Here is a 23,743-nt window from a genome sequence, read left to right as displayed (position 1 = left end):
CGGTTAATGGTAAAAATCACGGCTCCCGGAGAAGATCCGCGAACCAAGCGCATCTTTAAGGTTCTCGGAACCATTGTTCGTCCATTGATGAACAGCTTGATGGGCAAGACGTGGAATGGTTTCGACAACCTTCCTTCAGGAGGATATATCCTCTGCCCCAATCACCTTACTGAGATCGACCCCTTGGTGGTCGGCCACGCGATTTACAGCAATGGCCGGCTGCCACGCTGGATGGCGAAAGAATCGCTTTTCAAGCCGCCGGTACTCGGCTGGATCATGCGTGAAACCGGTCAAGTCCCGGTCGCCCGCAGCGCTTCAGGCGCTGGGGAATCCCTCAAGGCCGCCAAGAAGGTGCTTGATGCCGGGGGAGTCGTAGTCATCTACCCGGAAGGCACGCTCACCCGCGATCCTGACCTCTGGCCGATGGTAGGAAGGACCGGCGCTGCTCGGCTGGCGCTACAGACAGGTGCACCTGTCGTGCCCATGGCACATTGGGGCGACCACGAATTTTTGCCGCGCTACTCCAAAAAAATTTATCTCTTCCCGCGAAAACACGTAACAGTGTCAGTGGGTCAGCCGGTGGACTTGGACGACTTGCGCTCAGGGCCCAGAACCCGCAAGGTGCTGGAAGAAGCCACGGAGCGCATCATGGACTCGATCACGAGTCTTCAAGCGGACATCCGCGATGAGTTACCACCAGCAAAGTTGTGGGACCCCAGCGAGCATGGCCAGGCCCGTACCGGTCGGAGCTTTGAAAATCCCACAGAATAAGAACGTGTCAGTACGGCCAAAGGAAAAATTGTGACTAAGCCACTTCCACGCAAGATCGCAGTTATGGGTGCGGGCAGTTGGGGTACCACTTTTGCAAAGGTCATGGCGGACGCTGTGGCTGAGCACAATATTCAAGTTGAAATTTGGGCTCGCCGCGAAGACGCCGCGGTAGAAATCCGGGAAAACCACACGAACTCCCGTTATCTTCGCAATACTAAACTGCCGCTGAATGTCACTGCATCCTCGGATCAGCAGGCGGTACTTGCCGGTGCTGATCTTGTCGTTCTCGCCATCCCATCGCAGTCGCTGCGTGCTGAACTAGACCAGTTCAAGAAATTTTTTGAGCAAGACGCAACTGTACTGTCGCTTATGAAGGGACTGGAGCGCGGTACTGATCTGCGTATGAGTCAAGTCATCTCCGAAGTTTCCGGGTTGCCTGGCGAACGGATTGCAGTGCTTTCCGGTCCCAACCTTGCCATGGAAATTGCTCGTGAACAACCTACCGCATCGGTTATTGCCTGCTCAGACGAAGGTACTGCCGTTTGGATTTCTCAATTGTGCTCGGCAGCGTACTTCCGTCCCTACACCAACGACGACGTGCTCGGTGTTGAACTCGGAGGCATCGTCAAAAACGTCATTGCGTTGGCCGTAGGCATGTGTGACGGCATGGGCATGGGCGATAACACCAAATCGACGGTAATTACTCGAGGGCTTGCAGAAACTATGCGTCTTGTGCTTGCCTTGGGTGGACGAATGGAGACTTTGTCCGGCTTGTCGGGACTGGGAGACCTCGTGGCAACGTGCTCTTCTTCGTTGTCGAGGAACAACACTGCAGGTCGGTTGCTCGGGCAGGGTCTCTTCTTGGAAGAAGTGAACGATCGCATGTCGCAGACCGCCGAAGGAATTAAGTCTGCACGGGCTGTGCTTGATCTATCGCGCGCAAACAATGTCGAAATGCCTATTACAGAGGCAGTCGTGATGGTGCTTGAAGGAACACTCAGTGTTGAGAACATGGCACAGCGATTGCTATCACGAGAACTGAAGTCTGAAGGAGAACAACAGTAATGACAGACAATAAGCCACGAGTCCTGCTGCTTTTCGGCGGTCGTTCTTCGGAGCATTCAGTGTCCTGTGTCACTGCGGCCGGCGTCATGAAAGCCATCGACAAGGATCGCTTTGAAATCGTTCCTGTCGGAATTACCCGACAGGGGCAGTGGACCCTTCTGGAGGAAAATCCTCAGGACTGGGCCTTGAATACTGGTCAGCTTCCAGAAATTACCGATGTTTCCCACCCTGTCCAGTTGTCATCAGACCCGAACAAGACCTCGCTGCTGTCGCTTTCCAATGCGGGAGTAACTGATCTCGGCCGAATCGATGTGGTATTCCCGCTGCTGCACGGTCCTTTCGGCGAAGATGGCTCCCTTCAGGGAATGCTTGAAATGGCTGGCGTCTCATATGTCGGATCTGGCATCGCAGCCAGCGCCATCGGTATGGACAAGCACTTCATGAAAGTCGCGTTCGAGAGCGCCGGGTTCAATGTCGGCCCATACGTCGTCATTACGAATAAGCAGTGGTTGCGTGACAGTGATGAAGCGCTGGCTCGCTGTGAACACCTTGAATTCCCACTGTTTGTGAAGCCAACCCGAGCGGGTTCGTCCGTTGGAATCACCAAGGTTGAAGCACTTTCTGAGCTACGCGCTGCCATCGAAGTTGCTCGTGCGGAAGATCCAAAGGTAATCGTGGAGCAGGGCATTGTCGGCAGAGAAATCGAGTGCGGTGTTCTCGAAGGGCGCGGTGCATTACATACTCGCGCATCAATGCCAGGCGAAGTTGCCGTGGCAGACAGCGGGCATACTTTCTACGATTTCGAAGCAAAATATGTAGATGGTACTGCCTCGCAGCTTACTTGCCCGGCAAACCTGAGTGATGATGCCACTGCGGAAATCCGCGAATTGGCAGTCAAAGCATTCGATGCCTTGGATGGCGAGGGCCTGTCGCGTGTTGACTTCTTCTATACTCCTGATGGGGAGTGGATCATCAATGAGATTAACACCATGCCAGGTTTCACCCCTTCGAGCATGTACCCGCAAATGTGGGCGAAGACCGGTATCGAATACAGTGCCCTAATCGACGAGCTGATCGGGTTGGCGCTGGACCGAAAGATCGGCCTTCGCTAAAGATCCCGAATAAATTCGTGGGCGCCCTGTTTGACCTAGTCAAGCAGGGCGCCCACAATTTTATTCCTGGTGAGCTTTCGTAGAGAGACGCTTAGAACTTTTCGTCTTTTTCTACGCTCGTGCACTGCTTTTGAGCGGGGATCCTCGATGCCGAATCAGAAAGAGTTGCCAATACAGTACTTGATGGAATCACGGTTGGATCCAAGACAACTTCAGTGGCAGGTGTGCGACCATAGGTAGTAAGAGTCCAAATGCCAGACTTATCCTCATGTGCGACCCAGTCGACGTTGTTGACCGACACGCACGGATCTGTGGTTGGGCCAGGTACTTCGACTCCGCAACGCAATACGACCTGTGAGGGATCTCCCCAGGCACTGGTCGCTTGGGAAGACGTCGGGCGACGCTCCGCGTCGCCGATTACTTCGGGTAGTACTACCATCATCTCGGCGCAGGCCGGGTTCGCGGCATCGGGTGCAGCATCCACCGATGCCACAGAAGCACACGATGCCATGGTGGAGGCTAGGAAACCTCCAAGTAGGACAACGGATGTGATTCGTACCATCTTTCGATTACGATTCGGTGACGGTTCGGGGGTCAAGCTGATTTTCGACACGTTTAAAGGGTACCGTGCGTTGCTGATAGATAAGATGTACTGAGTTGAAACTGTGAAAGGTCACATATGTCATTTGAAAATCAGGCCGCTCCTCCGCGCAAGAAGAAGCGCACCGGGCGCGCAGTGCTTCTGAGCATCATTGCATTGGTAGTCATCGCTGGGCTCGTCGCAGGCGGCTACGTCTGGAACCTCAGCCGGACGTTCAATGAAAACAGCCAGAAGATTGAAAATGCATTTCCTGCAGAGGAAAACCGTCCGGAGGTCAAAGAATCTTCGAAAGACGCAGTTAATATCCTGCTGCTTGGCAGCGATACCCGTGCTGAGCGTGACGACATCGACGCTAACAGCGAAGAGTTTGGAACTCTTCCCAACGGTGGGCGCTCCGACACCATGATGCTGGTTCACATCCCATCGGACCGCTCGGCTGTGTATGTAACCTCGATAATGCGTGATACCTGGCTGGACATTCCGGGCCACGGTAAGGCCAAGATTAATGCTGCGTTTGCCTACGGCGGTGTGCCCAAGGCTGTTGAAACTCTGGAAAACCTTTTCGGGGTTCGAATCGATCACGTGGCTTCAGTGGACTTTGAAGGATTCAAGGGATTGACTGACGCTGTCGGCGGCGTGACCATCAACAACCCGATCGCATTTAGCCCGGTGCACAACAAGAGCATCACATTCCCCGAAGGTGAGCAGACCCTCGACGGGGAAGAAGCACTGAACTTTGTTCGTGAACGTAAGGCATTCAAGACTGGCGATTACCAGCGTGTGAAGAATCAACAGCTGTTCGTCAAGGCTTTGCTCGGAGAGGTCATGTCAAAGGATACCCTGACCGACCCAGTCAAGGTCCAGAACATCGTTTCCGAATTTGCACCCTTTATTTCTGTGGATGACACCCTAGATGCTGCAAAGATTGCAAGCCTTGGTTCATCTATGATCAATGTGCGCCCTAGCGACATGGAGTTCTTCACGTTGCCAAACAACGGGACCGGCCGTTCGTCAGACGGACAGTCAATCGTAGTGCCTGACATGGCAACGATTCAGAAGTTTGGTGAAGCGTTGCAGAACGATACAGTAGATGAGTTTGTAGCAAACACAGATCTGTCGCAGTAACTAATCGAAGGAAGCCACTTCATCATGACCACCCAAAAGCTTGACACGTCGGTTCGCGCCATACACGTATGGCTTGCGCGAAGCGTCAAGAGTTTGGGAAATCATTCCGACCGGCTCAACGCCATCAACGTCTTTCCTGTTGCCGATGGCGATACGGGAAGCAACCTGTACCTCACGGCGCGGGCTGGGCATGACGCGGTCAGCAAATTGGATAGTGATGACATTGGGGCATTCCTTGAAATTGCCGCGCGCGCGGCATTGGAGTCCGCGCGCGGCAACTCAGGGACGCTACTCGCAGTGTTCCTTAGTGGGCTGAGCGAGCCCCTGAAAGGCAAAGAACGGTTAACCGCTCCGCTACTTGCCCTGGCGCTTGAACGAGCAAAGGTCCGATCCTGGTCTGCATTGAGCGAACCCGTTGAAGGAACCATGCTGTCCGTCATCAACGCGATGGCGCTTGCCGCGGCCTCCACACTTGCTCACCTCAAGGTTGATCTTGAAAGCCGTGCCGCGTTGGACACGCTGCTGTCGCAAATGACCCAAGCAGCCCGGCTGGCGGTACAGGGCACAGAGAATGAGCTTCCTTCCCTGCTTAAAGCGGGCGTGGTAGATGCCGGTGCGGTAGGGATGATGATCCTTATTGACGAGTTGTGCGCTGCGGTGCGCAATGAACACGCAGACTTTGAGAACTACGAAAGTTTTCGTGGCTACCAGGTCCAGGACCCACATGTGCATCTGGAATTTGAAGATGCTCAGGGGATTGAAGTCATGTGCACCGTCACCCTTGATGCCCTGGGTGCTGCAACCCTGCGCGGCCAATTGGACTCCATCGGCGACTCGGTGATTATGTCTCCGGTCAACCAGCTCTCGGAGGACACCTATCGCTGGCGAGTCCACGTTCACGTACCTGACTCCGAGGCAGCCCTGGAGCTGATCAGGAAGCAGGGCGAGCCAGTCAACATCAGCGTCACCGATCTCTGCGTTCATGACAACTAGCAAACTCGCCGCAGATTTCGAACAAACAGAACTCTCCCAAGTGCTCGGCGCCAAAAATGCCTCAGCGCTTGAGAAGGCATTCGGCTACCAGAACGTCGGCGAGTTCCTGCATCATTTCCCTCGACGCTACGTCGAGGTTGGCGAGTTGACTCCCATTGCCGAACTTCCCTTCGATGAGCATGTGACAGTAGTAGCTCAGGTGGTCAATGTCAGCCAGCGGCAGATGCACTCGCGCAAGGGTTTCATCTTCGAAGTGACCGTCAGCGATGAGCTGGGCGATGCGGGACAAGAACTGCGTATGACGTTTTTCAACGGATACCAGGCGCGCACAGACCTGCAGATTGGGACGATAGCCATGTTCAGCGGCAAGGTCGGTTGGTATCAAGACCACCTGCAGCTGTCGCAGCCGGACTATGCGATTCTCGACGAGGCGTCTCAGGCGGACCCCACGCCAATTCCCATCTATCCGGCCTCGGCAAAAATGCCGAACAAGCGGATCCGCGATTTGATGAATGTGCTCCTGGAACACATGACCGAACAGAATCTGCCTGAATTCCTGCCCCAGCCTTTGTTGGACGCCCGGCATTATCCAACTAGATGGCAAGCATTCGTGCAGCGCCATCATCCGCGGGAGCTCAAACAGGCTTATATTGCACGTCAGCGCTTCGCCTATGAAGAGGCTTTCGTCTTGCAGTTATCGTTGGCGCAGAAAAGCGCGCAACTGGGCAGCCAGCGCGCTGTGCCGCGGACGCGCGTCGTGGGGGGACTTGCAGACAAGTTTGATCAGAACCTGCCATTTGCCCTCACCGAAGACCAAGTAACCGTTGGGGATGAAATCGGCGCAGACCTTTCGGTGCAGCATCCCATGCACCGGTTGCTTCAGGGTGAGGTCGGATCCGGTAAGACGGTTGTTGCGCTGCGCGCGATCCTTCAGGTGATCGATGCCGGAGGGCAGGCGGCCCTGCTGGCGCCCACCGAGGTGCTTGCCGCACAGCACTATGCTTCGATCACCAAGATGCTCGGTTCCCTGGCAGACCCAGGACTCTTCGGTGAAGGCGAAGGCACTGGAGTTGCCCTGCTGACGGGCTCGGCCAAAACGGCACAGCGCCGTGAAGCACTGCTGGGCATTGCTAGCGGCGAAACGGGATTGATCATCGGTACCCACGCGCTGCTCTCCGACCAGGTGCGCTTTGCTGAACTTGGACTTGTGGTCGTTGACGAACAGCATCGCTTCGGCGTTGAACAACGTGATGCCCTGCGGGCCAAGGCCGGCGACGACGTCCCGCATACACTGGTGATGACGGCAACGCCCATACCGCGCACCGTTGCGATGACGGTCTTCGGCGATCTTGATACTTCCACGATCAAACGTCTCCCCGCCGGCCGTGCACCGATCGCCACCCACATTGTGCCTATGCAGTTAACCGGCTACCGCGACAGGCTCTATTCGCGAATCCGTGAAGAGGTGGGCAAGGGACACCAGGTCTATGTTGTGTGCCCGCGAATTACCGAGAGCGCGGGGGAGCAGGGCGTCCTGCTTGCCACCTATGAGGACACCTCAGCCCAAACCATGAGCGTGGAAATGATGTTTGACATGCTTAACTCCATGCCAGAATTTGAGGGTGTGCGCATCGAAAGCCTCCACTCGCAACTGGACCCGTTCGACAAGCAGCAGATCATGGACTCCTTCGCTGCAGGAGACATAGATGTCCTAGTTTCAACGACAGTGATTGAGGTGGGCGTGGACGTGCACAACGCCACGCTCATGGTCATCATGGACGCTGAACGCTTCGGCATCTCGCAGCTGCATCAGCTGCGCGGCCGTGTTGGCCGTGGCGGACTTCCTGGCACGTGCCTGCTGACCACCTGGCTGGACGCAGACCATGCTTCGGTTAACAGGCTGCGCGTGATCGAATCGACGCTGGACGGTTTTGAACTTGCAGAAGCAGATCTGCTCGAACGCAGGGAAGGAAATATCCTCGGCGTGCAGCAGTCGGGCAGCCAGTCAACGCTGCGTGAATTGAGTATCATCAAGGATCGAGCCTTGATCGAACAAGCGCGGCATGACGTGCAGACCCTCATCGGGACCGAGCAATGGCAGCTTGAATATCCGCTGCTGTTCCAAACTGTGATGGGATGGGTCGATGAATCCACCCGCGAATTCTTGAATAAGAACTAATGAACTAAAGGTCTAAGACAATGAGTCGAATTATTGCCGGTGCTGCCGGTGGCAACCCGCTGAAATCAGTTCCCGGTGACGCTACAAGACCAACTACCGACCGTGTCAAGGAAGCCCTATTTTCCCGTCTAGAAAGCTGGAACATTATTGCAGGGGCACGTGTACTGGACCTGTTTGCAGGTTCGGGTGCGCTGGGGATCGAGATGGCAAGCCGTGGCGCCCGTCAGGTCACGCTGGTGGAAAAGGCCCCCAAGGCGGTGGCAGTGTGCCAGCAGAACGCTGCCTTGATCAATAAGGTACTGAAATCCGACGCGGTGAGCGTCCACAGGGGTTCGGTGGACTCGGTGCTCGACCTCTATTTCGATGAAGCAACCGATACACCTCGAAAAACCTTCGACGTAATTCTTATGGATCCGCCCTACCCGCTGACCGATGCCGAATTGGAAACCACGTTGGGCAAAGCAGCTCGCATCCTCGCAGAGGACGCCACCCTCATCGTGGAACGCTCTAGTCGCTCACCCCAGCCAAATTGGCCAGCGTCAGTCGAGCTCATCGCCTCCAAGAAATATGGCGAAACCCAGTTATGGTTTGCCGAACCCATCGAGTTCAACTGAGAAACGGACCTCAGAGGGAAAGGGCCCAGCAGCTTCACAGGCCGATATCAATGACGGATCCAACGGCTGCTGGGCGGCGGTCAAGATCAGGTTTCCCGGATATTTCCGGGTGAACATCTGCGGCGGCGCAGAGAGCATGACAAAGTTGAAGTGTTGTTGCGCCGCCTGAATCTGAGAGCCGGTGAATTTCAACGGTGGATCATCGCCGATATTCACAAAGAGCAGACCCTCCGGCTCTAGCGCTTTGCGTAATTCTGCATAGTAGGCGGGAGCTGTTAGATGCTCCGGAGCTTCCGGGCCGCTGAAGATGTCAACGATGATCACGTCGAATTTTTCGCCGAAAAGTTCCTGGTCAAATACTTCACGGGCGTCGGCGACGACCGGAGTCAGCACGCAATTCGCCGGAAGCGGAAGCTCGGAAAGTACAAAATTAAGCAGCTCACGTTCGATGTCCACTGCAACGTGCGTAGCTTGCGGGTAAACGACACTGGCCCAACGCGCCAGCGTCAGGGCGCCCGCCCCTAGATGCAGCATACGCAGGGGAGCGCCGGTCGGTTTGAGTACCTTGATGTGGTTGGCGATGCGAGCTAGGTATTCGTAGAACACTTCTTGGGGCTGTGCAAGGTTCACGTGTGATTGTTCGGCCCCGCCAATGGCGAGGATCTTAGAATGTGATACCAAGTCATCGTCGTAAATAGTCGCGTGTTGTTGGACGAAGCCCAGCCACCGTGTTGGTATTTTTCCGCTCATCGCTGCAACGCCCCAAGACCTTGAAGACGATGGACTGCCTGAACGATCACTTCTTCTTTCTTGCAGAATGCGAAGCGAAGCAAGGAAGAATATGCAGTTCGGTTTTCCTCGTGCACAAATACCGACATTGGTATCGCGGCCACTCCAAGTTGTTCAGGCATAATACGGGCAATTTCTGTCGCATCCTCGTAGCCCAACTGCGCAACATCAGCGACCAAGAAATAGGTACCCTGCGGCCGGTAGACGGGAATCCCCGCATTTTCCAAACCAGCAGCCAGAAGTTCGCCGGCATGCCCGAGTTGGTGGGCGAAGCCGGTGAAGAACTCTTCCGGAAGGCGTAGAGCTTCTGCCACCGCCGGCTGGAATGCAGGACCGGATGAATATGTGAGAAATTGTTTGACAGTTCTTACCGCGGTGATCAACGGCTCCGGTCCACTGGCCCAGCCTACCTTCCACCCGGTGAAGGAGAACGACTTGCCGGCAGAGGAAATGGTGATGGTGCGTTCGAATCCTCCTGGCAGGGAGGCAATGGGTGTATGCCTAGTGCCGAATCGAAGGTGCTCATAGACTTCGTCGGAGATGATGACACAGTCGTGTTGGTGCGCGAGGTTGATAACCTCTTGCAGAACCTCGTCGCTGAGGATCGATCCGGTGGGATTGTGCGGGTTATTGACGATGATGACACGGGTCTTGTCGTTCACGGTTGCACGCAGCTGCTCAATGTCCGGCTGGAAGTCGGGGAGCCGAAGCTGAACTACCCGGTGGCAGGCATTGGCCAAGCCGATCATCGCAGCATAGGAATCATAGTATGGTTCGAACGTCACGACTTCGTCCTGCGGTTCAACAAAAGCAAGGATTGAAGCTGCGAGGGCCTCCGTAGCGCCGGTAGAAATCACTACCTGGGTTAATGGATCCAGCGGCAGATCATAGAACCGCAACTGGTGTTCACACACAGCGTTGCGTAAATCGAGTATTCCCGATCCTGGAGCGTATTGATTTGCGCCGTTCAAAATTGCGTCAACAGCAATCTTCCTAATCTCCTCGGGGCCCTCTGTGTCCGGGAAGCCTTGCCCCAAATTTACTGCCTGGTGCTTATTCGCCAACGCGGTGATTTCTTCGAAAATCGTGATACGAGGTGTTCCATTGGAGTCTAAGAGATTGGCTGAATCCGCTGTGCGCTGCCACGGTGTGTATTCAAAGCTCATATGTCCATTATGAAGTCAGTTAACGAAACATAAACTTACAGTCAGCGTAATGCTTGCGGGTCGTGGGTGGGATCAATCTTTGTTCCGTGCAAGTTCTTGATACATTCGACTTATGCGTAGAGCCGTTTGCCCCGGATCCTTTGACCCTATTCACAACGGTCATGTAGAAATCATTGCCCGCGCCGCCAGTCTCTTTGATGAGGTTATCGTGGCGGTGTCGACCAACTATGCCAAAAACTATCGGTTCACCGAAGAGGAGCGCGTCGCTATAGTCGAAGAGACCGTCGGAGGTCTGCGCGGTGTTTCAGCGTTGCCGATGGGCAATGGTTTGCTCGCGGACTTTTGCAAGGAACAGGGGGCCGAGGCCATCGTCAAGGGACTTCGCAGCACGGTCGACTATGCCTATGAAATCCCGATGGCCACAATGAACCGCCACCTCACGGGTGTTGAAACCGTGTTCTTGCAGGCAGACACGCGGTTCACGCATCTTTCTTCTTCGCTACTCAAAGAAGTGCAAGTGTTGGGCGGAGACGTTACCGACTATTTCCCCCGTGCTGTGATGAAACGACTACTGAAGAAATGAGTTGGTGCACTATTTCTGGTGCATGTGCATGCTTGAATAGTTGTAGCTTCCAACAGACAAGGTATTTGAATAAATGACATCCCCTTCACCGATTACCAAGGCAGTAATTCCAGCAGCCGGGCTCGGTACACGTTTTCTTCCAGCCACCAAGGCCATGCCGAAGGAAATGCTTCCGGTAGTTGATAAGCCTGCCATTCAATACGTTGTTGCTGAGGCAGCCAGGGCTGGATTCACCGACTTGCTGATGATCACTGGCCGCAACAAGCGTGCCCTGGAAGATCACTTTGACCGTGTCCCTTCTCTGGAATACTCGCTGGAAGCAAAGGGCGACAAGAAGAAGCTTGAAGCAGTTCATGAAGCTACGCACCTCGGTGACATTCACTACGTCCGCCAAGGCGATCCACGCGGACTGGGTCACGCGGTACTGTGTGCCAAGCAGCATGTAGGACAGGAGCCATTTGCTGTCCTGTTGGGGGATGACCTCATCGACGAACGCGATGAGCTGTTGACGATCATGGCCGAGGTGCAACGTAAGACCGGCGGGTCGGTGATTGCACTCATGGAAGTGGCCCCCGAACAAATCAGTGCCTACGGTTGCGCCGACGTCACCGCAGTGGAAGGCGAAGAGTATGTCAAGGTCAATGGCCTAGTCGAAAAACCTTCTATGGTCGATGCGCCAAGTAACTTGGCAATCATTGGACGTTACCTGCTGCACCCTCGTGTATTCGAAGTTTTGGAGCATACTGCTCCGGGACGGGGTCAAGAAATTCAGCTCACGGACGCACTTCAGGAACTGGCTGCCGCGGAAGGCGAAGGTTCGGGGGTGCACGCTGTGATCTTCAACGGCCGTAGGTATGACACGGGCGATAAGCTCAGCTATTTGCAGGCAAACATCACTCTTGCAGTTGACCATGACGATCTCGGTGATGGGCTGAAGAGCTGGCTCAAGGAATTTGTCGCTAATCTCGACGCCTAAGCAAACGCGGAAAGACTACTCAGGATGCACACAATAATCTTGGGTAGTCTTTTTGACTGCACGAAGTCACCTGGAAGATCCGTTGGCTTCCACGGAATTTCCCGGTGGGGTAGGAATGAAACAAGAAGAACCAGCTCGCGAGATTTTTGCGTCCAGAAGCGCCCAATTCGGAGTAGCACGACGCAAGAAACGTAAGGTACGCGCCATAGTCTTATCGTTGCTTGCCGTTGTGCTTGTGGCACTCCTGGGAGCGGGATATTATCTTTTCAACCTGCAGCATGCCTTTAATTCGAAGTCGAATACTGTTGACCTGAACTTCACCCAAGAGCAGGAAAACGCGCGGCCGGTCAAGGACCCGGACGATGGCTCAATGAATATTTTGCTTGTCGGCGTCGATCACGCCGACGACGATTCGGCTCAATCTGCTGCACTCGATGGGGCAGTCAGCCAGCGCAGCGACTCGATGATGTTGGTACACATTCCAGAAGATCGTTCGCAGGTCTATGTCATGTCAACGGTCCGCGATATGTATGTGGACATTCCCGGACACGGCAAGAATAAACTCAACGCAGCGGTGTCCCTGGGAGGCGTTCCCCTGTTGATGCAGACGCTTGAAGGCATGCTTGATACGAAAATCGACCATGTCGCCATGATTGATTTCGATGGATTTAAAGAGCTCTCTACAGCCCTCGGCGGAGTAACCGTCAAAAACGACATCCCGTTTACTGCAAACGACACCGACTATTTCTATCCTAAAGGTGAGATCACACTCGAGGGCGACCGGGCGTTGCGCTTTGTACGTGAGCGCAAATCATTCACCAACGGCGATTATCAACGTGTTGCCAATCAGCGGAAGTTCATTGCCGCCACCGCCAGCCAGATGCTATCGAAAGATACGCTGACCAACCCGGTCAAGCTCTATGACATCGTTGATAAAGTCTCACCGTATCTCACATTTGACAACAACTTCGATGCGGCGACCATGGTTGGCTTGGGGACGCAACTGAAAAACATTGATCCGGACCATATGGAGATGTTTACGATGCCTACCTCTGGTTCATCAACCAGCTTAGATGGGCAGTCGATTGAGTTGCCGAACGAGGCCGCAATCGCGCAAATTAGCGAAGCACTTAAAACTGACACGATGGCCCAGTACCTGAAGGACAATCCTCCGGAAGAGTGATTGATTCGCGTGATGGGCGCTACAGCTGGCAGTTCTATCGGGAGTGGTGATCTGGAAATCTCTTCAGATCTACTAGACTTTGAGTAAGTGTCTGTGCTTTTTGGCCAGATGGTAGTTGACAGAAGACATTGAGGACATTTCACACATGACAGTCGCAGAGGAGGCCGAACAGTATGGTTTGCACCGCGTAGGTGCTCGACCATCTTTGGCTAACTATCTGAAGCAGACTTGGGAACGTCGTGAGTTCATTTATGAGCTTGCAAAGGCCAGAGTTCAACGACAGAACCAACAGAACCGTCTGGGAATGATCTGGGTTGTCCTTAAGCCAACCATGAACGCCATTATGTACGGCGTGATCTTCGGCGTCCTGCAGGGCGGGGCCAAGGGTCCTGATTACCCGGTTTTCGTGGTTGTCGGTGTGTTCTTATTCGAGTTCTTTAGCACCTCGATGAACGGTGGGGCCAAGTCGATTACCGGCAATCAGGCGCTGGTCCAATCGTTATCCTTCCCCAGATTGACGCTTCCGGTTGCTCAGGTCACGCAGAACCTCTTGACCTTGATGCCAATGGTATTGGTTATGTTCATTTACGCCATGATTTTGGGAACTACACCGAAGTGGTCCTGGTTCGGGATTATTCCTCTCATTGCACTGATGACGGTGTTCAATATGGGCATAGCCCTGGTTTGCGCGCGAATCACCGTACATATAAGAGACTTCACTCAGATTCTTCCGTTGATCACCAGAGCTTTGATGTATACCTCAGGTGTGCTTTTCAGCGTTGATCGAATCCTCAACGAGTGGCCTTGGTTGGTAAGACTTTTTGATTTCCACCCGCTGTACCAGTTTCTTCAGATTGCCCGCGGAATGATCATGAACGATGCCCCATATGATCCAATGGCTTGGGTTGTCGTCGGTGTTTGGTCGGTAGTGATGCTGGCCGTTGGACTGGTGTACTTCTGGAAGGCAGAGGAGCGCTACGGCCGTGCCAATTAGTTTTGACGATCTGATCAATCCAGATCTACACCCCGAATACGAACCTGCACCGATTTTCTCGGATGACACTTCGTTTATTGATGTCATTCGCCCGGAAGACATCAAGACATCAACGCTCAAGGTCGACCCGGAGCGCGTTCCCGTGGTCATGGTCGATAATCTGCACGTCAAGTATCAGGTCTATTCAAGTGGCAAGGCCGTGGGTAATGCTGGAGCGCGTCGTCTGATGCAACCGAATATGCGTGGTGTTCGCACGGTTCATGCGCTCAAGGGCGTTTCCTTCGTTGCCTATGAAAACGAATCCATTGGAATCATTGGTTCCAACGGTTCTGGCAAGTCCACGCTGTTGCGCGCCATCACTGGCCTGACGCCTCCGGCCGCAGGCGCTGTTTATGCGCGTTCGCGTCCAAGCCTGTTGGGCGTAGGCGCTGCGCTGATTCCAGATCTCTCCGGCGACAAGAACATTACCCTCGGAGGATTGGCCCTTGGCTATAACCGCCAAGAGGTTGAAAAGATGCGCGAGGAGATTACCAAGTTCGCAGAACTGGAAGATTTCATCGACCTGCCGATGCGCACCTATTCCTCTGGCATGAGCGCTCGCCTGAAGTTCGCAATTGCGGCTTCGAAGGAGCACGACATATTGATTGTTGATGAGGCTCTGGCCGTAGGCGACGCAAAATTCCGCAAGCGTAGCGAAGCGAAGATTCGTGAGATTCGTGAGAATGCCGGAACGGTATTCCTGGTCTCGCACTCGATGAATTCCATCAAGGACACGTGCAACCGCGTCATCTGGATTGAAAAGGGCGTCCAGAAGATGGATGGCGATCCAGATACGGTGATCGAGGCCTACCAGAAGCACAAGAAGTGAAGTAAGGGACGCATGACTGATTATCCCGGTGTTTCTTACATCATGCCGGTGCTTAACGAAGCCGATTACCTGCAAGAGGCAATCGACTGCATTCTCGCTCAAGATTACGAAGGTTCAAAGGAACTCATCGTGGCGCTCGGTCCAAGTACCGACAACACGGACGAAGTTGCTCAACGTATTGCTGACGCGGATTCTCGAGTCCGCTTGGTTGATAATCCACAGGGGCGCACTCCAATGGCGTTGAACCTTGCAATTAAGCAGGCAGTTCATTCGATCATCATTCGAGTAGACGCCCACAGCGAGATTCCACTGAATTACACCAAGCGTGGAGTAGATACCCTCTTCAGGGTAGGAGCACACGATGTGGGCGGTTTGATGGATGCCCGCGGTAAGACACCAGTGCAACGTGCCATCGCTGCTTCGTATCATTCAAAGTTCGGCTTCGGCGGCCCCGCGTATCATTCCGGCGCGCCCGAGGGCGAAGCTGAATCAGCGTACTTGGGTATTTTCCGACGTGAAATCTTTGATGAGGTCGGATATTACGACGAGACCATGTGGCGGGCTCAGGATTGGGAACTTTGCCTACGTATCCGCCAGGCAGGCTACAAGGTATGGTTTGATCCTGAACTGAAGGTTGGCTATTATCCGCGGGACAACTTTGGGGCGTTGATCAGTCAGTCATTCGCTTCCGGGACCTGGCGAGGAGAAATCGCGCGCCGTTTCCCAGAGGGAAAGTCGCTGCGTCATGACATTCCGCCGTTAATGCTTCTTGTATTGAGTATTGGAGTTATCTGCACCTTAGTTAAGCCTGTGGTGCAAGACTCTGTCCCGGGAGTCGTGAACTTTTTCATGAACGTTGCCCAAGCAGGGCCAGCTGTATATGCGGGCGTTTGCCTTGTAGCCGGTCTTCGCAGTTCGGCACAGGGGCTTAAAGAGAAGTTGCTGACCGCGGTTGCCTACCCACTGATCCACCTTCCATGGGCTGCCGGATACGTCCGTGGCCGTCTAGTCGGTGCCTCCGGCACGCTGGATCGAGGCCGCGTTAAGTGAGCGTGGAACGAGCAAAGAACCCCTCCTTGGATCAGCTACGGGAAGTTTGTCAGCCGCCAGAGGTCCGAGCCCGCAAGAACGCCGAGCATTGGACCGCAGAATTGTATCTGCGCCATATCTCTATCTATCTCACTGCCGTACTTGTCCGCACTAGGATCTCAGCCAATGGCGTGACGGGACTGATGATCCTGGCAGGCTGGTCTATGTCGCTAGCATTGCTGATACCTGGAGTCTGGGGACCGCTTCTCGCAGTGTTTTTTTCACAAGTGCAACTGTATTTCGACTGCTCCGACGGCGAGGTTGCACGCTGGCGCGGGACGCAGTCGCCGCGTGGAATCTTCATCGACATGGTCGGCCACCACACCACCGAAGCTCTGATTCCCATCGCACTGGGCTACAGAGTGTTCAAGGAATTATCGGTGGTAGAGGCGCCGGCGGACCAGGCTTGGCCGACGCTGTTCATGGCTGCCTGCCTGTCGGTGTTACTGGTGCTGAACCGTTCGCAGTCCCTGATGGTTCATGCCGCCCGCGGCATGGCTGGACTTGGTAAGCTCCCGGATACCGCGGCGGCACGCGCCGTACCGACAACCACCCTTGTAGGCAGGATGCGGTCGCTGGCCCGGTTCATGCCTTTCCATAAACTATTGCACGCGGTTGAACTGAGTCTGATCGTCCTTGCCTGCGCTATCATTTCGGCGCTTGCTGGGGTGCCGGGCCTGGCCGAGAAATGGATGATCTGGATTCTGCTGCCGGCCTGCGTGCTGGTCAACATCGGTCATTTCCTGTCCAATATGGCCTCGGCCAGGCTGAAGGCCTAGCCCATCGGCAGTCATCCACTTAACGTTGAGGAACTGATGTCAAAAGTAATCAAGCCGAACATCGGCGTGGTCGTGTTGACCATGGGAAACCGTCCAGCCGAACTGCGGCGTGCCCTCGACTCGCTTTTGGCCCAGCGCGGCGTGCTCATCGATGCCGTGGTCGTCGGCAACGGCTGGGACCCGGTTGATATCCCTGCACCGTTCAAGACGCACTTCCTTCCGGAAAACCTAGGGATCCCGGCAGGACGCAACGCAGGCGTCGGTCAGGTGCAGGGTGAATATTTGTGTTTCCTCGATGATGACTCCTGGTTCCTGGACGAGGACTTCCTAATCACCGCAGTGCACCGGTTTGAAAAGTACCCGAAAATGGGTCTGCTGCAGCCGCGCATCACCGATCCAGAACATGAAGAACAGAACCCGACACGGTGGATCCCTCGGTTGAATAAGCGCACGGCAGTCGAGCCGAGCAAGGTTTTTCATGTGGGGGAAACCTGTCTTGTGACCCGCCGTGAACTCTTCGACGCAACTGGGGGATGGGCCGGAGGATTCTGGTACGCACATGAAGGCATCGAACTAGCCTGGCGCGTCTGGGACACCGGAACCTACGTATGGTATGCGGGGGATATGCGCATCGGACACCCGATCGTCGACCCGCGACGCCACGACGAATTTTACCGCCTGAATGCCCGCAACCGCGTGTGGCTCGCCCGGCGCAACCTGCCGGCGCCGTTCAGGTGGGTATACCCAACCTCCTGGATGCTTATTGAATGCCTGCGCCAACGCAGAAACCGCAGCGCAGTGCAGCAGTACCTGTCCGGATGGCGCGCCGGCTGGAAGGGCAGTCCTTGGTACAAGGAACCTCGCCCTAAACTTAAATGGAAGACTTTGATTCGAATGACCCTGGCCGGAAGGCCGCCGGTCATCTGAGTTCCCCGCGCACAGCCCGGAACAATCTACAGCTACGAACATCCACCACGAAGGTGGCTTGGAGGTAAACATGACTAAAACAGTTCTGACCTATGGCACGTTCGACCTGTTCCACATTGGACACCTGAACATTCTCAAGCGTTTGAAGGAAAAGGGCGACCGCCTGATTGTAGGCGTCTCCACCGACGAATTCAACGCGATCAAGGGCAAGAAGCCGGTGGTTCCCTTCGAGCAGCGCCGTCAGATCGTCGAGGCCATCAAATACGTGGACCTGGCGATCCCGGAGGAGAACTGGGAGCAGAAGCGTCTTGACATCAAGAAGTACGACGCAAAGGTCTTCGGCATCGGCGAGGACTGGAAGGGCCATTTCGACGACCTCGGCGATGAGGTGGAGGTCGTCTACCTGCCGCGCACTGCAGGCATCTCGACTACCGAAATGAAGCGCGTGCTCAGCGAATTCGACGAACGCCACGTCGAATCCCTGAAGAACACCCTTGACACGCTCAGCCAGATCGTCAAGGAATTGAGCTAGGTTCTTAACCAGCAGCCCGTCCATCGAAATTTCGCTAAGACCAGGAAAACAGAAGGAAGTTCAACGAAGTGAGTGCCTCGTTCAAGGCCGGTATCAGACTTTCGCTCAATGCGCTGGGACGCCAGCCGCTGGTGCGGCGTGCCTCGCAGCTGATGGGATTCAACTCGAATCCTGCAGGGGTAAGCGTCGGAATTTCGAACATCTCGATTCCTGGCACCGTTGCTGTGTATTTCGGCGATGGAGCGGACAAGATCTACCAGCTCACCCAGTGGCTTCCAGTGCTTGAAGATCTGCACGAAAAGCATGAAGTTCTTCTGGTCTTCCGATCCGTGGGCGCTTATAAGGCCGCCGGAAAGATCTCCGCGCTGCCTCGCGCCTTCGTCCGGCGCTTCGGGGACCTGATGGACCTCTATGACGACAACGATCTCAAACTGGTGATCTACGTGAACAACTCGCGTAGCAATTTCCAGTCCCTGGACCACCCGCGCCTGGTCCATGTGCATGTCAACCATGGCGAGAGCGACAAGCTGTCAATGGTGTCGAACAAGGCCAAGGCCTATGACAAGGTCTTTGTCGCGGGCCCCGCGGCAATCAAGCGCCACGAGGCCATGTTGATCGATTTCGACCTGGACAAGTTGGTGGTCGTCGGCCGCCCGCAGCTCGACATCAACTTTGCGCCGGAACTTGAACCCAGCCGGAAGTTCGACGTCCTTTACGCTCCCACCTGGGAAGGCGAGAACGAAGACAACAACTACACGTCCATCGACTTGTATGGCACGGCAATTGTCGCTTCGCTGCTGTCCAACCCTGCGTTCAGGGTGATCTACAAGCCGCATCCCCGTGTCGAGGAAAGCAAGACCCCGGGCGTTGCCGAAGGCCATGCCAAGATCATGGAGCTGATCGCCGAAGCGAATGCCGCAGGCGGCGAACACATCGTCTCCGAGCGGGGCAATATTCTTGCAATGTTCGAGGCGACCGACGCGTTGATCACCGACGTTTCAAGCGTTGGCTTGGACTACCTGTATCTGCAGCCCGAAAAGCCGCTGATCATCTCGGACCGCCGCAGCAACCGCGAACGCCTGCTGCGCGATGCACCCATCGCCCAAGCCTGCCCGGTCATCGACCAGGACAGCATCGGCGGAGTAGATGAACTTCTGGAAACCGGCCTGCTGAAGGACGAAAACGCCCAGCTGCGCCGGGAAATGCGCAATTTCTACTTTGGCGACCTGGAACTGGGCCAGTCCACCGAACGGTTCCAAGAGGTAGTAGCCGATCTTATTGAAACCCGCGAGGGCCAGCTGGCCGAATTCAAGGGATGGCATAGCTAGAACTCGGAAACCACCGGTGTCCCCGGAGACAATGAGTCGCCGGGGACACTGCATTCAGCAAGGAATTTGACGCAAAGAGCTTCTAATTTCAAGGTAATACCAAGCTGAATGTGAGAAGATTTCATGTTTGCTCAAGACCGGTTCAGTTGCAGGCGGATTCAAAGTCTTGGCAGCATAATTTTTTATTCACCATGAAGGTTGCTCGTGAACTCATTTCGTACCCGTGTTGTCTTAAGCCTTGGTCGTCGGATTGACCGGATCAAGAGGGCTAGAATTTCCGCCTTGTATTACAAGAAAGTACTGGGATTCAAAGTCTCCAAGGCACCTGAAGTGCAGTTTTCCTATGGCCTGAGTCTGTACAAGTGCAAGAAATACTCGGATGCAGTGGTCCATCTTGAGGGGGCAATCGCCCGCCAGCCGTACCGCTATGGGTGGATCCAGAGCCTGGCCTTGAACATGCAGCGCATGAAGAAATATGAGCGCGCATTGGAACTCTTCGAAGCCGCCTGCCAGGGCGAACCTGACCGGATCACCTGGCGCGTGCGCTGGGCAAAATGCGCCCGACTAGCACGCCGCAACGACGAGGCACTGGCGATTCTGGACCAGATGCTCGCCGACTTCCCAGATAGTCCCGAAGCCAGCGGCGCGATTGCAACCTTCCTGAAGGACCACGGCCAGCGCTGGCGCGAGCTCGATATCCGCGAGGCCTACCAGGAACAGCACGAGAGCGAGCCGGAATGGTTCTACCTCGCAGGTGAAGCGGCGCGCTTCATGTCCCGCTTCGAGCAGGCAGCAGGCTTCTACCGCAAGGCCATCGAGCTGAACGACGATGTACTCAAGTACCACTACGCGCTGGGACAGGCTTTGGAATCCCTGGGCGTCGCCGATCAGGCGGAGCAGGCCTATGCCCAGGCCGTGGCCATTTCCAACAGCGAGCTGGTGCACCAGACCGGCATCGGCAGGCTGCACGAGCGCAACGAGCAGTGGGCCAAGGCGCTGGAATCCTACACGCGGCAGCTGGAACTGGGCGGGGACCCGGTCAAGCGGTGGAACCTGAACTACCGGGCCGGCGAGGTGGCCTCGCGCCTGTTCAAGCTAGACGAGGCGGCCGAATTCTACGCCTCGGCGGCCAAACTCGGTGCCACGGCGGAAGACCGCGTGAAGTCCAGCTACGCCCGCGGACGCGTGCTTGCCCGCGCCGGCAGGCACCGCGACGCGGTGGCGGCCTATGAAGCCTTCGTCTATGAACTAGGCGAGCAGCAGGCGATAAAGCCTCAGGTTCCCTACTTCCGGTTTGGCTACTCGCTGCAGCGTGAAGGCCAGTTCGAGCGTGCGGCCGAGCAGTACCTGCTGGCCGCCGACGCGTGGGGCCATTTCGTCGGCAAGGACAAGGACTCCAAGTGGGCAGGCCTTCGCGGCAACGAGCACTTCCAGCTGGGTGTGGCGGCGGAAACCGCGGGCGACTGGCCCGAAGCGGCCGAACAGTTCGCACAGGCGCTGTGGCATACTTCCTCCACCGAACGCGGCTGGCAGGCCCGGGCCGGGCGCGCCTTTGCCAAGCTGGGCGACTACGAAACTGCCTGCGGCTACTTCGAGAACATGCTCATGTTCACTGAAATCTCGGTGGCAGGCACCGGCGACGCGCTCAAGGGCGTGGGCCGGCGCCGCGGGGCCCTAGCCATCCATGCTCGCGACACGCAGCCCATGGATGAGCGTCTGGTGCTCTTCGAGTCCTCCCACGGAAAAAACGTGCATTGCCACCCGTTCGCCATCTACAAGGCCATGCGTCAGGACCCACGATTCGCCGGATTCCGCTACGCCTGGGTCTACAACGACCAGAGCTCCATTCCGCAGCAACTGGCCGAGGATACAGATGTGGCGATCGTCAAGCAGCATTCGGACAAGTACATCACGATGCTGGGCACTGCCAAGTACCTGGTGAACAACGCGACGTTCCCCACCTACTTCCTGCGCCGTGAGGGCCAGCAGGTGTTGAACACGTGGCATGGAACGCCGTTGAAGTTCATGGGCAAGCTGGTCAAGGACGGGGTGGCTGAGCACCGCAACGTGCAGCGCAACTTCATGGCGACCACCCACATGATGGTGCCCAACGAACACACCTTCAAGACCCTGTCGGTAGACCACGACCTCGACGGCCTCTTTCCGGGCAAGGTCGCGCTGACCGGCAGCCCGCGCATCGACAGCACGCTGAATCTCAGCACCCAGCGCCGCGCCGAGATCCTGGAGCTGCTGGGTATCGACGCGGGCAGCTCCCGGAAGATCGTGCTCTTCGCGCCGACCTGGCGAGGCCAGCTCAAGGACCGCTCCTATGACGTGGCGGGACTCGTCGACGACCTGGCCAAGCTGGCCGAGGGCGAACACCACATGCTCTTCCGCGCCCACCGTTTTGCCGAGCAATTGATCGGCGACGCAGACTTGGATGCGACGGTAGTTCCGGCCTCGATCGACACCAACGAGCTGCTGGCAGTAGTCGACGTGCTGATCACCGACTACTCCTCGATCTTCTACGACTACCTGCCGCTGAACCGCCCGGTGGTCTTCTACACCCCGGACTACGAAGCCTATGAGGCCGAGCGCGGCCTGTACTTCGACCGCGACACGTGGCCTGGAAATGTCTACGACGAGATCCAGGACGTGGCCGCCGAGGTGCAGCGCCTGACGGCCGGCCCGGACGTGGAAGCCCACGCCAACTTCGCGCAGAACGCCGCCGAGTTCTCCCCGATGGAGGACGGCGCCGCCACCGGGCGGGTCATCGAATTCTTTTTCTTTGGCGACGATACGCACCTGCTGGACCAGACGGTGGAAGAACGCACCAAGCTTTTGTTCTACCAGGGCGGGTTCAAGCCCAACGGCATCGCCACCGCCTTCACGAACCTGATCAGCGCGCTGGATCCGCAGAAGTATCTGGTGTCCATTGCGGTGGACACCAATGCGGTGGCCAACAACCCCGATGCCCTGCAGATTCTCGAATCCCTGCCGGAGCACGTGCGGATCCTGCCTCGCGCCGGGGCGACTACCATGTCCGCAGAGGAGCGCTGGGTCTCCGATCAGTTCCATGCGCAGCGCGGCCACGCTTCGCCGGTCGCGGAGCAGATCCACATGGGCACCATGACCCGTGAAATGCACCGTTCATTCGGAGACCTGCGCTTCGACGCGGCCATCGACTTTGAAGGCTATTCGCGCTTCTGGGCCGCGTTGTTCGCCGCCGCGCACTCCCATGCAGACCGGACGCTGATGTACCTGCACAATGACATGGTCGGCGAGTGGCTGCTGCGCTTCGGCACGATGTCGGGCCTGTTCGCCACCTATCCGCACTTCGACCAGCTGGTCTCGGTGACCGATAGCGTGGGGGACCTGAACCGCGAGCAGCTTTCCGAGCGCTTCGGCCTGGACCCGGCGCAGTTCACCGTCTCGGAGAACCTGCTGGACCTGGACAAGCCGCTGGCATGGTCCAAGCTGGGCGAGCCGGTCCACGAGTTCGAGGGTGAAAATCTGACGGTCTTTGCCAACATGGCAAGGCTATCGCCTGAAAAGGGACAGGCCAAGCTGCTCGAAGCCTTTGCCGAGGTCCACCAGCGCCATCCGGAAACCCGCCTGCTGCTGATCGGCGACGGCCCGCTGCACTCGGATCTGGAACGCGAGATCGAGGCCAGGGGCCTGGAAGATGCCGTAGCCATCACCGGGCTACTGGCCAACCCGTTCCCTACCCTCAAGAGCGCGGACTGCTTCGTCTTCTCTTCGGATTACGAAGGCCAGGGGCTGGCCATGGTCGAGGCGCTCATGCTCGGCCTGCCGGCGGTATCCACCGACGTCGTGGGCTCGCACAGTGTCCTGGTCGGAGGCTATGGCCTGCTCGTGGAGAATTCCGTACAGGGCCTGGTCGGCGGCATGGAGCAGCAGCTGGCCGGCTACCAGGCGCCGAAGAAGTTTGACGCCGCCGAATACCAGGCCGGTGCGCTGGCCCAGTTCGAGCAGCTGCTGGAGCTGGCCAAGGTTTAGCGGCCCTGTCCAGCAGACCCCTACAGAAAACGCTCGTGGGCCCGTCTTC

21 protein-coding genes are annotated in these 23,743 nt (G+C 56.3%); 18 read left to right on the top strand and 3 right to left on the bottom strand.

All coding sequences use genetic code 11. The annotated features are described in order from the left end of the window. Window positions 1-6 precede the first annotated feature (6 nt). From RUH64_RS14800 to RUH64_RS14790, 3 genes are read left to right on the top strand one after another with little or no spacing between them, the layout of a single operon-like run. Window positions 7-771 carry a lysophospholipid acyltransferase family protein gene (locus RUH64_RS14800; RefSeq protein ID WP_313814410.1) on the top strand — a complete coding sequence of 255 codons (765 nt, stop codon included), beginning with the start codon at window positions 7-9 and terminating at the stop codon, window positions 769-771. Between the two features lie 30 nt (window positions 772-801). After that, window positions 802-1,836, top strand: a complete 1,035-nt coding sequence (locus tag RUH64_RS14795) for an NAD(P)H-dependent glycerol-3-phosphate dehydrogenase (protein ID WP_313814408.1) — start codon at window positions 802-804, stop codon at window positions 1,834-1,836. After that, complete coding sequence (locus RUH64_RS14790) at window positions 1,836-2,948, top strand: D-alanine--D-alanine ligase family protein (RefSeq protein WP_313814406.1); 1,113 nt, start codon at window positions 1,836-1,838, stop codon at window positions 2,946-2,948. Before RUH64_RS14795 ends, RUH64_RS14790 begins: the two co-directional genes overlap by 1 nt. A 91-nt stretch (window positions 2,949-3,039) precedes the next feature. Here RUH64_RS14790 and RUH64_RS14785 read toward each other — a convergent pair whose 3' ends face one another. Continuing rightward, the gene (locus RUH64_RS14785; RefSeq protein WP_313814420.1) at window positions 3,040-3,510 is read right to left on the bottom strand and encodes a DUF3515 family protein; all 471 of its coding nucleotides are present in this window, start codon (window positions 3,508-3,510) and stop codon (window positions 3,040-3,042) included. Between the two features lie 117 nt (window positions 3,511-3,627). Between RUH64_RS14785 and RUH64_RS14780 the strand changes: the two genes are divergently transcribed. Genes RUH64_RS14780 through rsmD form a run of 4 tightly spaced genes read left to right on the top strand, consistent with a single transcriptional unit; the run spans window position 3,628 to window position 8,460 of the window. Further along, on the top strand, window positions 3,628-4,674 hold the full coding sequence (locus RUH64_RS14780; RefSeq protein WP_313814404.1) for an LCP family protein: 1,047 nt from the start codon (window positions 3,628-3,630) through the stop codon (window positions 4,672-4,674). A 24-nt stretch (window positions 4,675-4,698) separates the two neighbouring features. Next, window positions 4,699-5,667 (top strand): DAK2 domain-containing protein, encoded by a 969-nt coding sequence (locus RUH64_RS14775; protein ID WP_313814403.1) that lies wholly within the window; start codon window positions 4,699-4,701, stop codon window positions 5,665-5,667. Further along, window positions 5,657-7,846, top strand: coding sequence for an ATP-dependent DNA helicase RecG (locus RUH64_RS14770; RefSeq protein ID WP_313814401.1), 2,190 nt, complete (start codon window positions 5,657-5,659; stop codon window positions 7,844-7,846). The genes RUH64_RS14775 and RUH64_RS14770 overlap by 11 nt, the downstream gene beginning before the upstream one ends. A 20-nt stretch (window positions 7,847-7,866) precedes the next feature. Next, on the top strand, window positions 7,867-8,460 hold the full coding sequence (gene rsmD, locus RUH64_RS14765; RefSeq protein WP_313814400.1) for a 16S rRNA (guanine(966)-N(2))-methyltransferase RsmD: 594 nt from the start codon (window positions 7,867-7,869) through the stop codon (window positions 8,458-8,460). On the opposite strand, the gene RUH64_RS14760 is transcribed toward rsmD, so the two are convergent. Both RUH64_RS14760 and RUH64_RS14755 read right to left on the bottom strand, forming a co-directional pair. Then, entirely contained in the window at window positions 8,428-9,141 is a 714-nt protein-coding gene (locus tag RUH64_RS14760; protein WP_313814399.1) for a fused MFS/spermidine synthase, read from the bottom strand. The two genes, rsmD and RUH64_RS14760, sit on opposite strands and share 33 nt — an antisense overlap. Window positions 9,142-9,206: 65 nt before the next feature. Next, a complete protein-coding gene (locus tag RUH64_RS14755; RefSeq protein ID WP_313814398.1) occupies window positions 9,207-10,415 on the bottom strand; it encodes an aminotransferase class I/II-fold pyridoxal phosphate-dependent enzyme in 1,209 nt (402 codons plus the stop codon). A 112-nt stretch (window positions 10,416-10,527) separates the two neighbouring features. On the opposite strand from RUH64_RS14755, the gene coaD reads away from it, so the two are divergent. The 11 genes from coaD (at window position 10,528) to RUH64_RS14700 (ending at window position 23,694) form a co-directional block, all read left to right on the top strand. Continuing rightward, a complete protein-coding gene (gene coaD, locus RUH64_RS14750) occupies window positions 10,528-10,998 on the top strand; it encodes a pantetheine-phosphate adenylyltransferase (RefSeq protein ID WP_313814397.1) in 471 nt (156 codons plus the stop codon). A 73-nt stretch (window positions 10,999-11,071) separates the two neighbouring features. Further along, window positions 11,072-11,974: a UTP--glucose-1-phosphate uridylyltransferase GalU gene (galU, locus tag RUH64_RS14745; protein WP_313814395.1), complete on the top strand. Its 903-nt coding sequence runs from the start codon at window positions 11,072-11,074 to the stop codon at window positions 11,972-11,974. A gap of 115 nt (window positions 11,975-12,089) precedes the next feature. Further along, window positions 12,090-13,157, top strand: a complete 1,068-nt coding sequence (locus RUH64_RS14740) for an LCP family protein (RefSeq protein WP_313814392.1) — start codon at window positions 12,090-12,092, stop codon at window positions 13,155-13,157. A gap of 115 nt (window positions 13,158-13,272) precedes the next feature. Continuing rightward, window positions 13,273-14,151 (top strand): ABC transporter permease, encoded by an 879-nt coding sequence (locus tag RUH64_RS14735; RefSeq protein ID WP_313814391.1) that lies wholly within the window; start codon window positions 13,273-13,275, stop codon window positions 14,149-14,151. Between the two features lie 148 nt (window positions 14,152-14,299). Further along, window positions 14,300-15,019, top strand: coding sequence for an ABC transporter ATP-binding protein (locus tag RUH64_RS14730; RefSeq protein WP_313814419.1), 720 nt, complete (start codon window positions 14,300-14,302; stop codon window positions 15,017-15,019). A gap of 12 nt (window positions 15,020-15,031) precedes the next feature. Beyond that, window positions 15,032-16,069: a glycosyltransferase family 2 protein gene (locus tag RUH64_RS14725; RefSeq protein ID WP_313814390.1), complete on the top strand. Its 1,038-nt coding sequence runs from the start codon at window positions 15,032-15,034 to the stop codon at window positions 16,067-16,069. Beyond that, a complete protein-coding gene (locus RUH64_RS14720; RefSeq protein ID WP_313814389.1) occupies window positions 16,066-16,887 on the top strand; it encodes a CDP-alcohol phosphatidyltransferase family protein in 822 nt (273 codons plus the stop codon). The genes RUH64_RS14725 and RUH64_RS14720 overlap by 4 nt, the downstream gene beginning before the upstream one ends. A gap of 36 nt (window positions 16,888-16,923) precedes the next feature. Beyond that, complete coding sequence (locus RUH64_RS14715) at window positions 16,924-17,814, top strand: glycosyltransferase (protein WP_313814388.1); 891 nt, start codon at window positions 16,924-16,926, stop codon at window positions 17,812-17,814. Window positions 17,815-17,884: 70 nt separating this feature from the next. Next, window positions 17,885-18,346: an adenylyltransferase/cytidyltransferase family protein gene (locus RUH64_RS14710; protein ID WP_313814387.1), complete on the top strand. Its 462-nt coding sequence runs from the start codon at window positions 17,885-17,887 to the stop codon at window positions 18,344-18,346. Window positions 18,347-18,414: 68 nt separating this feature from the next. Beyond that, window positions 18,415-19,674 (top strand): CDP-glycerol glycerophosphotransferase family protein, encoded by a 1,260-nt coding sequence (locus tag RUH64_RS14705; RefSeq protein WP_313814386.1) that lies wholly within the window; start codon window positions 18,415-18,417, stop codon window positions 19,672-19,674. A gap of 282 nt (window positions 19,675-19,956) precedes the next feature. Further along, window positions 19,957-23,694 (top strand): CDP-glycerol glycerophosphotransferase family protein, encoded by a 3,738-nt coding sequence (locus RUH64_RS14700; protein ID WP_313814385.1) that lies wholly within the window; start codon window positions 19,957-19,959, stop codon window positions 23,692-23,694. The last annotated feature ends 49 nt before the right edge of the window (window positions 23,695-23,743 follow it).

This window comes from Glutamicibacter sp. (assembly GCF_032154645.1).
GTDB lineage: Bacteria > Actinomycetota > Actinomycetes > Actinomycetales > Micrococcaceae > Glutamicibacter.
This window is presented reverse-complemented; position numbering and strand designations above follow the sequence as displayed.